Raw genomic sequence first — 14,171 nt, forward strand, 5'->3', positions numbered from 1 at the left:
ACAGGGGGAGCAAATGAAACGAATTGTACTATATGCACTCGGTGTGGCGATAGCCATAACAGGGAGTTATAAGGTTAGCGCCCAGGTTGATCCGCATTTTACGCAGTATTATATCCATACTTCCTGGTTGAATCCTGCGTTGACGGGTCTTTTTGATGGGGATTACCGGGTGGCAGGCATATACCGCAATCAATGGGGCAATGTAGGCAGCCCGTTTTCAACGGTGGGCGCTTCTGTAGAAAAAGGAACTGGTAAAAATATAAACCTGGGGTTAAATGTAATTAACCAGAAGGCAGGCGACGGTGGTTATTCATACACCACGGCGTATGGCAGTTTGAATTATACCGGTGTTCGTTTTGGCGCACAGGAAAATCATCGTATTGCCATGGCCATGCAAATGGGATTTATACAACGCAGGTTCAACCCGTCGAAACTCGTGTTCAGTGACCAGTGGAACCCGGTAACCGGCACGTTGAGGCCTACCGCTGAAACTTTTAATAAAACGTCCTCGTTGAAATTCGATGCCGGCGCAGGCATTTTATATTATGATGCCACGCCCGGTAAAAAAGCCAACCTGTTTGCAGGCTTTTCTGCATCGCATATTACCCGGCCCGAAAATGAGTTCAGTGCAACGGGACATGAAAAAATACCGGTGCGCTATACAGCGCATGCGGGTGTGCGTTTGCTGATCAACGATGCACTCACTCTTACTCCAAATGCATTGTTCCTGAAGCAGGGTACGGCCCAGGAAAAAATGCTGGGCATGTATGCACAGTTACGGGCAGCAGCTACCACCGATGTAATGCTGGGAGTGAATTACCGGCTTAAAGATGCTATTGCGGCACATGCGGGGTTTACCTGGAATAATTTGGTGTTCAGCATGAGTTATGATATCAATACATCTGAATTAGGTAAAATGGCCGGTGGAACAAACAGCTTTGAAGTGTCGGTTTCGTATACAGGACGGAAAAAAGCAAAAACACCTGAAGTGGAGTTTATTTGTCCGAGATTGTAAAGTTTGTACCACTGCTTGCAATATTTGCCAATTCAACAATCACGCGTAACAATTACAAATGAGAAAGATCTTTTTGCCAGCAATATTATTAACCGTTGCCGTTCAGGTGAAGGCCCAGTTTGGCGACGACTATCTGAAGGCCGCCGACAAATACTATAAAACCGCCGACTATGCTTCTGCAGTTGTTTATTACGAAAAATACCTGCAGGCAGGAACAAAAAGCAATGCCAATGAATATGAGCCGTATGAAATAACCATCTCAAAAAAGATGGCGCAGCACAGTAATTCGCACCAGGCTGTTTACCATCTCGCTGAGAGCTACCGTTTGCTGACAAACTTTGAAAAGGCGCAACCGGTATATAAACAATTGCTGCAGGCTGCGCCGGATATAACACCGCTGGCTTATTTTCACTATGCAGGTGTGTTAAGGGCGCAGGCAATGTATGCGGAAGCTGAACAAACATTCAATATTTTTCTCGACAAATCCAAAACCGGAGATGCCTATACCAGCGCGGCCCGCCGTGAATTGCAAAACCTCCGCTTCATACAGGAACAACTTGCATCAAAAGATGTAAAAAAGTATACCGTTCAAAAAATTACCGGGGGCCGTGAAGGCGCCAGTTATGCACCCGCTTTCACCCCCGAAAACAATTTGTTGTTTACTGCTACCTGGGCCGATAGTACGGTTGCCGCAAAACCGCGAAACAGGAATCATCTTTTCCAGGGAAGTTATACCGGAGGGGCTGTAGATAACATTACAGCTGTTGGCTGGCCCGCCTCTTCATGGCATGAGGGCACACCGGCAATCAGTAATGATGGCAACACCCTGTATTTTACCCGTTGGAAAATGACGGGTGGAAAGAAGGCAGCTTCTATTTATAAAAGTACCCGGGCCGGCGGCGTATGGAGTGAACCGGTAGCGTTAAATGCTATCGTGAACGAAGCGGGGTGTAATGCACAACAGCCGGTTATATTGGGCAATGGTAAGTACCTGTTGTATGCCTCCGATAGAACAGGCGGCTTTGGCGGTTATGATCTGTGGTGTGCCGAACTGAACGGTAATGGCGAACCGGTTGCTGCAACCAACCTCGGCGATGTTATCAATACGCCTTTTAATGAAGAAGCACCCTTTTATCATACAGGTTCGGGTTCCCTGGTATTTACCACCAACGGAAGGGTAGGCATGGGCGGTTATGATCTGTTTTACAGTGCAGGTGAGCCGGGCAAATGGCAGCAGCCAACGAACTTTGGTTACCCGGTCAATTCGGTTAAAGATGATATTTATTTCACCGCCAGCAATGCATCGAAAAAATTGCTGGAGAATGTTTTTATCAGTTCAGACCGTACCGCTGCCTGTTGTCTCGAATTGTTTCATCTCAGCAGGTCGTACACGCGGTATTATACCGGCCAGGTGGTGGATTGCGCTACCCGTCAGCCGTTGACAGAAGCCACCGTTACGGTAACCGGCACCGATGGAAAGGCGGTAACGGAGATCCGTTCAAATGAAGAAGGACAATACGTAATAGCAGCTGAAGAAGGAATGGCATTGAATATAAAAGGTTCGAAAGCGCAGTATCAACCTGCGCAACTGACCACCAGCGTAAACAGCAGCAGCGACACTATAAAGAACGAGCTGTTGTGTTTGACCGCCATTCCGAAACAAAAACAATTGTTCACTGAAAGCAAACTAGAAGTGCGGAACATATTGTTCGCATTTAACGATACGGCGGTAGCTGCCAGCGATTATGAGTTTCTCGATCAGGTGGCCGCTTACCTGAAAGCGAACCCGCAGGCTAAAATAGAGATCGGGGCGCATACAGATGGTAAAGGTTCGGTTGCTTACAACCTGAAATTATCTGCGAACCGGGCTAAAGCCTGTTTCAAATATCTGGTAACCGCCGGTATCGGGCGGGAACGGATGATAGCAAAGGGATATGGCGAATGCTGTCCGCTTGAAAAAGAATTCACTGCAGATAAAAAAGACAACCCTGCTGCGCGGGAAAAGAACAGGCGTATTGAAATAAAATTATTGTAAAATGGGAAAGTTCATAAGCCCCCGAATGTATGCACCTGTGAAAGACCATGCTCAACGATTAATGTGGGTGCTGTTGCTGCTTGTGGCAAGCCGTTCTGTTATTGCACAACAGCAACCCCATTATACCCAGTATGTGATCAATAATTATATTCTCAATCCTGCGTTAAGCGGGATTGAGAATTATACCGATGTGAAGATCGGGCATCGTCATCAATGGACGGGTATCAACGATGCGCCGGTAACCACTTACCTCACCGTACATATGCCCATTGGCAAGCAGGACGATCGCATCACCGCCACCTCATTTGATATGCCTGGTGAAAACCCAAGGGGAAGAAATTACTGGCAGGATTATACTGCAGCCGCACCGCACCATGGTATTGGGTTGAAGGTGCTCAACGACCGCACAGGCCCATTGAACCGTTTTGGCGGTTATCTTTCCTATGCATTTCACTTAGGCATTAGTTCACAAACCAGTATTTCGGCGGGTTTTGAGGCCGGGTTGAGAAATATCAGTCTTAACAGCAGCAAGCTCGATTTCGGCCAGGCAAATCCCGTTGACCCTGCCGTTATTAATTCCGGCGTCATAAGTTCATTAAAACCCGATTTTGGCGCAGGCATCTGGATCTATTCCGCTTCTTATTTTATTGGCGTATCGGCCCAGCAGATCATTCCGCAAAAAGTGTATTTTTCCGAAAACCGCGTACAGCCTTATGGCGCTGATCTTTTACCAAACATCTTTGCCACTGCCGGTTACCGTTTTATGCTCGACGACGATATTTCGGCTTTGCCATCGGCTATGTGCAAATTCATTGCCCCTTCACCTATACAGGTAGATCTGAATATGAAATTACAGTACCGTGATGCTTTATGGGTAGGGGCCGGTTACCGTTTCTCCGACGGATTTTCGGGAATGCTGGGGGTAAACGTTTCCAATACCTTCAATCTCAGTTATGCCTACGATTACACCACTTCGCCGTTGCAAACCTATAGTAAGGGAACACACGAGATCGTGCTTGGGTTTTTGATTGGCAACAGGTATGGCGATTCGTGCCCGCGGAATGTGTGGTAGGACAGGCGTACAACTTAAGCCGGCCCTGCCGTGGCGTCGATGCGCGATACAATATGATCAGGCAAAGGATAGAAATTTTCGGCGGGCACAAGCGTTTGCGCCTCCGCCGTTTTTCCTGCGGCAATAAGTTTGTGAATTATTTTGCAATGAGGTGTAATGTCTTCCATACCGGTGATCCATTCAGAAACATATTTTTCAACGGCTATGCCAGACAGGCCAATTTGAATTGAACGATAGGGTAAAGGTTGTAAATAAATGTCTTTCTCCGGGTCCCACTGAATACGCACCGGTGATCTTTTTAATTCCTGTTGCCAGCTTTTAGCGGATGCATGCAGCTTGTGATCATAGTGGGCCAGACAGGAGTTTTCCAATGCCCAGGCAAGCCCTTCGCGTTTTATTTTTATGGCCAGTATACATTCCTGATTTTCTTTAGTAGCCCATCCCGACCTGTACATCATCCAAAGAAACGATGGTTTTATCCAGGTCATCCTATCCATTTTAAAAGGCGGAGAAATAAATGTTGTATGTTGTATGGCAGACTGTCCGATTTCGTTGTTATAGGCCTGGTAAACGGTTATGGTTGTATCGTCGTATTGTGCCCGTATGATCCTCTTGCTCATGTAATGATATTGCTATTGATCTATTACAAAGTTATAATTTGATTTTAAGTAAATAAAAACTGCACGTTTATGGCCGTAAACAACGCGCTTATTGACATTTCTGCACACTTGCCGGCAAACTGGCTGATAAACCGGTAACAGCTCTGATACCGGCTTACCGGCAGTATTTGGCCGGTTTGCTGCCTTTTTTAAACATTTTTATACTTTTTTGACCAAATTGTTTTCCTTTTTAGCAGGCGCTACTATGCGTATAATGACTTATTTTGCTAAAGCCAAAAGGCGTCTTGCATATGAAAATCACACGCTCCTTTCATTTTTACGCGGTAATGGTCTGCCTGCTGCTGAGCCAGCGATCCATTGCGCAGAACTGGAAATTTCCTTATCAGAACCACACACTTTCTTTCGAAGAACGGGTAAATGACCTGGTTGGCCGAATGACCCTCGAAGAAAAGGTTTCGCAAATGCTCAATTCTTCACCGGCGATCCCAAGGCTTGAAGTGCCTGCTTACGACTGGTGGAACGAAACCCTTCACGGCGTGGCAAGAACGCCTTACCCGGTAACCGTTTTTCCACAGGCCATTGGTATGGCGGCTACCTTCGACACGGCCGCGCTTTTCAAAATGGCCGATTACTCCGCACTGGAAGGCCGCGTTATATTCAATAAGGCGGTGGCAGAGGGGAAAACAAATTCACGATATCTGGGGCTTACCTACTGGACGCCCAATATCAATATTTTCCGCGATCCCCGGTGGGGCCGGGGACAGGAAACGTATGGTGAAGACCCGTACCTCACCGCCATGCTGGGCGATGCATTTGTACGCGGCCTCCAGGGCAGCGATCCAAAATACCTGAAAGCAGCTGCCTGTGCCAAACACTATGCCGTGCATAGCGGTCCCGAACCGCTTCGACATGTTTTCAATGCCGATGTGAGCGCGTACGATCTGTGGGATACCTACCTGCCGGCATTTAAAAAACTGGTGGTTGACTCAAAAGTTATTGGCGTCATGTGCGCATATAACGCCTTCAGAAAACAGCCCTGTTGTGCAAGCGATCTGTTGATGACCGATATCCTGCGCAACCAGTGGAGCTTTAGCGGTTATGTAACCTCCGACTGCTGGGCAATCGATGATTTCTTTAAAAATCACAAAACCCATCCCGATGCGGCTTCTGCTTCAGCCGATGCGGTGTTTCATGGCACCGATCTCGATTGCGGAACAGATGCCTACAAGGCATTGGTACAGGCGGTAAAAGAGGAAAAGATCACTGAACAGCAAATAGATGTTTCTGTAAAACGGCTTTTCCTCGTTAGGTTCAAACTCGGTATGTTCGATCCGCCATCGATGGTAAAGTATGCGCAAACACCCGATTCGAAGCTCGATGCGGCCGAACACGGAAAACATGCATTACAAATGGCGCGCGAGTCGATGGTGTTGTTAAAGAATAAGAACAATACGTTACCGCTTTCAAAAAAGTTGAAGAAGATAGTGGTGCTGGGGCCCAATGCCGATAACCCGCTGGCGCAACTGGGTAATTATAACGGCATCCCTTCAAAGCTGATCACCATATTACAGGGAATAAAAGATAAGGCAGGCGCTTCAACAAAGGTCGTGTATGAACAGGCGGTGAACTTTACCAACAATAATGTGCTTTCCTTTACCGATATAAGCGGCGATTGTTCTGCAGATGGAAAGCCCGGTATCAAAGCAACTTATTATAGTAACAAAGAGCTTAATGGAGAACCGGTGGCAACCGTTTATGAGAAACAGATCGATCATGAATGGCAGGAAGGAGAAAAGGTGGTAGAGAACCTGCGTGCCAATCATTTTTCTGCCCGTTATGTTACCGATTATAAACCCACCGGCAATGGCAGCATCACTTTTGAATTGATAGCCGACGATGGCGTACGGTTCAGTATAAATGGCAAAACGGTTTTCGATTCGTGGACAAGAAGACAACGTAGTATTGCTTCCTATACGCTTACCACGCAGAAGGATTCCGTGTATCACCTGGTGATCGAGTTCTGGCAGGGCGAAGGCAAAGCAACACTTAAACTGAACACCGGTAATTTCGCAGTAACCGATTTCAACGCCCTGGCTAAAAAACACAGCGATGCGGATGCATTCATTTTTGCCGGCGGTATTTCGCCGCAACTCGAAGGCGAAGAAATGAAAGTAAGCGATCCCGGTTTCAATGGCGGCGACAGAACTACCATCATGATACCTGCCATTCAAACAGAATTGATGAAAACATTACAGGGCACCGGCAAACCGGTGATCTTTGTAATGATGACCGGCAGCGCCATTGCAACGCCATGGGAAGCTGAAAATGTTTCGGCCATCGTAAATGCCTGGTATGGCGGACAATCGGCAGGCACTGCCATTGCGGATATTCTATTCGGTGATTACAATCCATCGGGCCGTTTACCAGTTACTTTCTATAAAAGCGATGCCGACCTTACAGCGTTTGAAGATTATTCAATGAAGAACCGTACTTACCGGTATTTCACCGGAAAACCTTTATATGGTTTTGGGTATGGGCTCAGTTATACAACTTTCCGATATGATCAGTTGCAGGCGCCGGCGGTTGCAGATGAAGGAAAAGGCATAACCGTTTCTGTACGGGTTACGAATGCAGGTAAGAAAGCGGGCGATGAAGTGGTTCAGTTATACCTGGTAAATAAAAATACCGCCATCGCTACATCATTGAAAACATTGAAAGGATTTCAACGAATAACCTTGAAGCCTGGTGAAAGCAAAGTGGTTAAGTTTACATTGTTGCCGGAAGACCTTACTTATGTAAATGCCGGCGGACAGTACCAGGCGCTGAATGGAAAAATGCAGCTATGTGCAGGCGGCCATCAACCAGACGAACCCAACCCATCGAGCGGAAATGTGGTGAAGAAAGAAATAATTATAAAAAAGAAAGCGCAGTAAATGCGCTTTCTTTTTTAGGAGAAATCAATTAATTGCCAATGAATTTATTTGAAAACTAAAAATGCCACAGTTGCAGAACACGTGGTCTTTATATTTCTTTTTGGCAGTGCCTGAGATAAAACCTCAAAACACTAAAAGTTCTAATGTGTTAATTGTCATTTGCTTGAAGTTTTTCCCGTTGCGGGATCGTAATTTTTTCTTTTTTCATTGGGAAAACGTGGGTTAAATGCCTTTTTACTGATGTGACAAATTAAAATCTGCCCGGTATTTTGCCATTTGAAAGAAGAATGTATTTTAGCGACCTGTTTCATAAAAAAGGGCAAAACCTTTAGCATCTTCAAAAAACCTCACAAAAAAACATAGCAAATTTTATGGCCAAAGAAACCATTGTAAAAGAAAATCCAGTGACAGACGCATTAAAGAAACTTAAAGAAGAAGAAATCGAGTTGATGGCTAAGTTAAAACCACTTCAGGAAGCTATTGGCGCCCTGGAGAAGATCCTCGACAAATCATCAAAGAAAGCAAAACCGGCTAAAGACAGTGGAAACGATGCCCCTGTTACTGAAGAAGCTCCACAGGAAGCTACTACCGAGCTATTCGAAAAAGCGGAATAACCGTTCTTTTAAACGCTTTGAAGTTGCAGGGTCACAATGCCCTGCAATTTTTTTTTAAGCAAAGGCAAAGGCCGCACAGTAACATAGATCTGTGCGGCCTTTAATAATTAAGTTATTTTATGAGGTTTATTTTGCGATGGCCGTATTGGGCTGATAACTGGCGTACCATTTACCCAGATCGGTGAGGTTTCCATTAACATCTATCAACGCCGACGACCACATTTGTGCACTCTTTGGATCGCCTGAGAACCACGAGTAACGTTTTACATAATCGAGTTGTTCCAGTTTGGGAAGCAGCCGCTGCATAAACGCCAGCACCTGATCGGGCTTGTATGGATTGGCAGCCGGTGTTTGAGCGTTCCAGTCGGCAGGAGCGAATTCGGTGATCCAGATGGGCAATTTATATTTGTTATAGATATCCTTCAATGTATTGAGGTAAACGTTCTCATCGACGTTTGCATACATGTGAACGCAGATGAAATCAACCCGTTTATTCTGCGCCTTACAGCTATCCATAAAATCATAGAACCATTGACGCGTAGGCCAGTCGGCGGCCGGGCTGCCCAGCGGTACTCCAATACTTTCGAGCTGTGGCCAAAGTTTCAGCGCCTGCGATACGGTCATGTTCGACTGGTCGGCACGGTTGGGTTCGTTGAAGCCAAGCACGTATTTTATTTTACCCTGGTCTTTAAGTGCTTTTACCGCATTGATATTAGATGTGTTAACATCTGCCTGTCCCCAGAACATGGGAACAAATTCACAGTTCTTCGGTGATGCATCATGCAATTTATTCCCCCAGGTATAATACCAGTGTGCTTTCAGCGCAACGATGTCATCGTTCCAGGCGCCATATTGCATGTTGGTGGAAAAATCGGCGCCTTTCTTACCAGGAGCGGCCGGTGGATTGTTGGTGGAATCTTTTGTCTCACCGTCAGTTGGTGAGTTAGCGTCTTTCGAACAGGCGCCCAGCGATACAATCAACGCCAGAGCGGGAATCACATAATAACGGATCATAATTGGATTTTTACAGGCTAGCGGATCGATGAGTTATTGATCTCCGTTAGCTGCAACATTGGTGCCACCTTTGGGAAGGAGTATATAGATGATAATATTATAAGCCGGCTGAACCTCATAAAACAACCCCGACGGTACCGCCGGGGTTCACTATTAAGATATGTCCTGATCGATTATTGTATCGATCTTGAAATAACCGGCGAGTAGGCCTGTTTTCCTTTACGGGCGACAGCTATTACCCGAAACCAGTAGCGCTTATCGGAAGATAATCCTGTGAACGTATGGTTACCTATAGTGCTTCCGACGCTATGCCATACGGTATTCGGTCCAGGCGCTTCAGTGGAATACTGGTGTACATATGAAATGGCGCCTTTTTGATTTTTAATCCGCAGAATGGCTTCGCCAGGGGCGCCCAATGCAACCTCAAGCGTTTTAATAGAAGGGTTAATTGGACCGGATTGTTCATCAATTACTTCAAAACCGCTGCTGAAGATCAATGCCCGGTCGCCTTTACTGACGGAGATTACATATGCCGCCACTTCTTCCAGCAGTGTCAGTGCAATGGTCTTCTTATTGTTTTTAATAGCTATCCATTGCTTGTCACGGCTTTTGGCATTTACAAGTGCTACATCCAATTCCGGAAGCACTTTTTTAAATTCTGCCATGGCTGCCGGCGGATTGGGAAATGACGGATTACTTTTCATTTTTTCTATAACCCGTTTGATAAACGTTAACGCCGAATCTTTATCATTGAGGGAGCTTCCAATAGTAAAAACTGTCAAAACTTTGTCATTGAAAGGCTTTCCAATGTAATTCTAACCTCACAAGCGGACGATGACTGTATCATTTTCGAACAATACTGCAAATACAAGCCGGTGAAATTGATTAATAATCAATTTGCCATAATACTGGCATTATATTGAATGCGGTCAGTGGGCTGTAGAAGGATTGTACATTTGAAATCATCTAATATGATCAGAAATTATTTCAGGATCGCATGGCGTAATTTAATAAGGAGCAAAGTATTTTCTTTCATCAATATTTTTGGCCTAACCATCGGCATTACCGTTTGCATGATGATCTATCTGTTTATCATGAGCGAGTTCAATGTTGATGTATTTCATAAGAACAAAGACCGTATTTATCGTGTAATGCGGGGGGCGGCCATAGATGACAAAATGATGAGTGTAGCCTATTTGTCAGGCAAACATGCGCCGGCATTGTTAAATGATTTTGATGGTCAGATCGTACGCGCTGTTCGTGTAAGCCAGAATGATAATATCTTTTCGGCAGGCTCAAAACTTTTTCATGAAAAGAAAGAGCTGGATGTCGATCCGGGGTTCTTCAGTTTGTTTTCATTTCCGTTGATAAAAGGTGTACCGGAAACGGTATTGAAAGAACTGAACAGTGCGGTGCTGACTGAATCTACGGCTAAGAAATATTTTGGGAGCGTTGACAACGCAATAGGAAATATAATAACGCTGAATAAAGAAACGCCGCTAAAAGTTACCGGCATTGCCAAAGATGTACCGGCCGGTTCACATCTTACTTTTGATATTGTTACTTCTCTTGAACGGTACAAAGATGCAACCTGGATGACCACATGGATAAGCAATGGCGTATACACGTATGTACAGCTCGCTCCAAATATATCACGATCAAATATTGAAAAACAATTACCGGCCTTCGTGGAAAAATACCTCGGTGGCGAGCTGCGTAAATATGGCTTTAAATGGTCTTTATCGCTAACACCGTTAAAAGACGTTTATTTTGACAGTGATGCGCGGGATAGTGTAAGGCATGGCGATAAAACTACCGTGTATATTTTTCTTTCCATCGCCATCCTGATCTTACTTATTGCCTGCATCAATTTCATGAACTTATCAACAATTCGTTCGGTAGAACGTTCAAAAGAAGTTGGCCTGCGCAAAACATTGGGTGCAATGAAGAAAAATCTTATCAGGCAATTCATAGGCGAGTCGGTTTTACTGACAATCATCTCGTGTGTTTTAGCAGTTTGTTTGTTATTGCTCGCCATGCCATGGTATAACCAGTTGTTGGGTTATTCATTGAATGTAACATGGAATGAACCGCACATTTATTTATTCTCTATCGGCATCATCATCGTTGTTGGATTTTTTGCAGGAAGTTATCCCGCATTTGTAATGTCTGCGTTTTCACCGATCGAAGCTTTAAAAGGCAAAATGCGATGGGGTAAAAGCGGCGCATCGTTCAGAAAGGCGCTGGTGGTTGTTCAGTTCAGTATATCCGTTTTTTTGATTGTAGGCACTGTTGTCATTACAAAACAAATGAGTTATGTAAAGAACAGGCAATTGGGTTATGATAAAGAACAAACAGTAATTGTTCCCATAGATAACCGGTATATCTATGAGAATCTGAATACTTTTAAAACCGGGCTGCAAAACCAAAGCGCAGTGCATGCGGTTTCGGCCATGTCGGGTGAACCCGGTGGTTTTTTCGACGGACAGATGTTTGAAGTGGAAGGTCATCCGGAGCGAATGAATGCGAGAACTGAATTCGCAGATTTTGAATTTGTAAAAACGCTGGGACTGAAAATTATTGCCGGAAGAGATTTCATCGCCGGGTTCAGGACCGATACAACGGAAGCCGTGTTGATCAATAAAACTGCTGCAACTAAATTTGGCTGGACACCGCAGCAAGCCATTGGAAAATGGATCTTCAATACTGTTCGTGACAGCAGTAAGCGAAGAGTGATTGGGGTAGTGAATGATTTCAATTTTCAATCGTTAAAGAGCAATATCGACGCCCTGGTAATTTCACCGGCAGACGACAGACGGCAGGTATTGGTGAAGTTAAAACCCGGCAACTTAAAGGCAGGTATTGCGCTTGTACAGCATGCGTACGGCAAAGCCGCGCCATCGTATCCGTTCGAGTATAAATTCCTGGATCAGCAGTTCGGTGAAATGTATGAGAAAGACATCCGGCAGCAAACCATATTGTCTGTATTTGCCGGACTTGCCATTTTTGTAGCAAGCCTAGGTTTATTTGGACTGGCATCCTTCACGGCCAATAAACGCTTTAAAGAAATAGGTGTTAGAAAAGTGTTGGGTTCGTCGGTGCAGGGTATTGTAATATTGTTGTCAAAAGACTTATTAAAACCTGTATTGATCGCTACCTGCATTGCATTGCCGGCAGGTTATTGGGTGTTGAATAAGTGGTTGCAGAACTTTGCCTTTAGAACTGAATTAAGCTGGTGGGTATTTGTATTGGCGGCAGCGATCACCTTTGGTCTTGCGTTAATGACAGTATGCATAAAAGCCGTTAAAGCGGCTGTGGAAAACCCGGTAAAAAGTTTGAAGGCGGAATGAGGGCGGAAGTGGTATGGGTGGGAGAAATTTAGTAAAATGTAGTTCGAGAATTTATTCAGCCGGTATTCCAGATGGCGTTTAAATCCCTGGAGCGTGGTCTTGATACTCTTATGCCCTAAAAGTTGGCTCACCGTTTCAATAGGAACGTCATGTTCCAAAGTGATAGTAGTCGCAAACGTATGCCGGGCCATGTGAGAAGTGAGGCGCTTTTTAACACCGCATATGCGCGCTATTTCTTTCAGATAGCCATTGTAGCATTGATTGCTGTTTACCGGTAGTAATCTGTTCTTGTCGATGCACCAGCGATGGCTTTTGTATTTCTCCAATATGTCAAGCGCTATAGGTAGAAGGGGAACCCGCTCCGGTGTGTTGGTATTGGCGTGGTTCTTCACGATCCATTTTTCACCATCGATGCCGGTGATAATGTCATCTGATTTAAAACTGAATACATCCTTGTAAGCAAAGCCGGTGTAACAGGAAAAGATAAATACATCTCTTACTTCAGTTAACCTTTCTACATCGAATTCCTTTGTGTAAATAGTGACCACTTCTTCCATCGTAAGCCTTCCGCGTGCCGGTTCTTTGTAGGTGCATTTGAATGTGGCCAGCGGATGGGTAGGAAGCCATTCCTGGTCAACGGCGAATTTCAATATCCGTTTCAAAATGCGGATGTACTTCATAGCGGTATTGCTGCATTCTTTTTCATGCGTCATCAGGAAATGTTCAAAGTCTTCGGTAAAGGAGGACTTAATTTCCTTCAGCTGCATATCTGTTCGCTTAAATTGATGCTTTAAAAACAACTTCACTTCTTCACGGGTGGTGTACACGCATTTTAGGGAGTGCTTCGATTTTTGGCCGCTGGTAACCTTTTCGCCAAAGCGGTCATAATAGAAGTTCATTACTTCCAATAGCGATTTCTGGTTTTCGTCTACCCCCAGGTAAAGGTTCTTTAGGATTTCTGCGGTAATGGGCTTGCCCAGTGCTTCAAGTTGAAGGTGCTTTTTGTTGAGGTCGGCTTTAATTAGATTGAGCCGTCTGTTAATAGTCTGCACCTCTTCTGTTTTACCTTTCGCAAACTGACCTGTAATATCCCAGATTTTTGGGTCAACATACAGGTTGGTCGATAATTCTACTCTTTTCTGATTAATGGTGAATCTAACGTAAATGGCGGATTTACCATTTTTCCCCCCGGCTATTGAATAGCCGGAACCTAATGAACAGGTTTTGATTTCCCTTCTTCATACAAACACTTTTTTGTTAACCGAATATTGTTTCAATCGCTCAAGTCCTCTTCTTCACTACTTTTCTCGGTCAAACCCAATCGCAACAAGGGTTTCAGAACTTGGAGGGAGCAAAATAGAAAATTTTGCGCTGCTCCCTTCATGCTCCCTCGAAGCGGTTGTATAAGCGGGTAAATCCATGTCAAACCATGCCTGCCAAAAACAAAAAACCCATACAAAACCAAAGTTTTATACGGGCTTTATGCTTTTCGTTACTTTCAAATAAACGTGAGAGTGG

The 14,171-nt window shown here is 44.8% G+C and carries 9 protein-coding genes and 1 pseudogene; 6 read left to right on the forward strand and 4 right to left on the reverse strand.

Annotation, left to right across the window (positions count from 1 at the left end; genetic code table 11):
* Positions 1–13 precede the first annotated feature (13 nt).
* From A4R26_RS30380 to A4R26_RS30390, 3 genes are read left to right on the forward strand one after another with little or no spacing between them, the layout of a single operon-like run.
* Positions 14–1,015, forward strand: coding sequence for a PorP/SprF family type IX secretion system membrane protein (locus A4R26_RS30380; protein WP_081170291.1), 1,002 nt, complete (start codon positions 14–16; stop codon positions 1,013–1,015).
* 58 nt (positions 1,016–1,073) lie between these two features.
* Complete coding sequence (locus tag A4R26_RS30385; RefSeq protein ID WP_081170292.1) at positions 1,074–3,050, forward strand: OmpA family protein; 1,977 nt, start codon at positions 1,074–1,076, stop codon at positions 3,048–3,050.
* Between the two features lies 1 nt (position 3,051).
* Positions 3,052–4,122 carry a PorP/SprF family type IX secretion system membrane protein gene (locus tag A4R26_RS30390; protein ID WP_242675062.1) on the forward strand — a complete coding sequence of 357 codons (1,071 nt, stop codon included), beginning with the start codon at positions 3,052–3,054 and terminating at the stop codon, positions 4,120–4,122.
* Between the two features lie 14 nt (positions 4,123–4,136).
* Here the strand turns inward: A4R26_RS30390 and A4R26_RS30395 are convergent, their stop codons facing one another.
* Positions 4,137–4,742 (reverse strand): DUF4291 domain-containing protein, encoded by a 606-nt coding sequence (locus tag A4R26_RS30395; RefSeq protein WP_081170293.1) that lies wholly within the window; start codon positions 4,740–4,742, stop codon positions 4,137–4,139.
* 290 nt (positions 4,743–5,032) lie between these two features.
* Between A4R26_RS30395 and A4R26_RS30400 the strand changes: the two genes are divergently transcribed.
* Together A4R26_RS30400 and A4R26_RS30410 are read left to right on the forward strand one after the other, a co-directional pair.
* On the forward strand, positions 5,033–7,675 hold the full coding sequence (locus tag A4R26_RS30400; protein ID WP_081170294.1) for a beta-glucosidase: 2,643 nt from the start codon (positions 5,033–5,035) through the stop codon (positions 7,673–7,675).
* Positions 7,676–8,046: 371 nt separating this feature from the next.
* The gene (locus tag A4R26_RS30410) at positions 8,047–8,289 is read left to right on the forward strand and encodes a hypothetical protein (protein WP_081170296.1); all 243 of its coding nucleotides are present in this window, start codon (positions 8,047–8,049) and stop codon (positions 8,287–8,289) included.
* Between the two features lie 126 nt (positions 8,290–8,415).
* On the opposite strand, the gene A4R26_RS30415 is transcribed toward A4R26_RS30410, so the two are convergent.
* The gene (locus A4R26_RS30415) at positions 8,416–9,303 is read right to left on the reverse strand and encodes a glycosyl hydrolase (RefSeq protein ID WP_081170297.1); all 888 of its coding nucleotides are present in this window, start codon (positions 9,301–9,303) and stop codon (positions 8,416–8,418) included.
* Positions 9,304–9,476: 173 nt separating this feature from the next.
* Entirely contained in the window at positions 9,477–10,007 is a 531-nt protein-coding gene (locus A4R26_RS30420; RefSeq protein WP_081170298.1) for a fibronectin type III domain-containing protein, read from the reverse strand.
* A 267-nt stretch (positions 10,008–10,274) separates the two neighbouring features.
* Here A4R26_RS30420 and A4R26_RS35735 point away from each other — a divergent pair, with 267 nt between their 5' ends.
* Positions 10,275–12,653, forward strand: coding sequence for an ABC transporter permease (locus A4R26_RS35735; protein ID WP_081170299.1), 2,379 nt, complete (start codon positions 10,275–10,277; stop codon positions 12,651–12,653).
* A 98-nt stretch (positions 12,654–12,751) separates the two neighbouring features.
* Here the strand turns inward: A4R26_RS35735 and A4R26_RS30430 are convergent.
* Positions 12,752–13,882: pseudogene (locus A4R26_RS30430) on the reverse strand (site-specific integrase); the annotation flags it as partial.
* Between the last annotated feature and the right edge of the window lie 289 nt (positions 13,883–14,171).

Source organism: Niastella populi (assembly GCF_002078015.1).
In the GTDB taxonomy this organism is placed as follows: domain Bacteria; phylum Bacteroidota; class Bacteroidia; order Chitinophagales; family Chitinophagaceae; genus Niastella; species Niastella populi.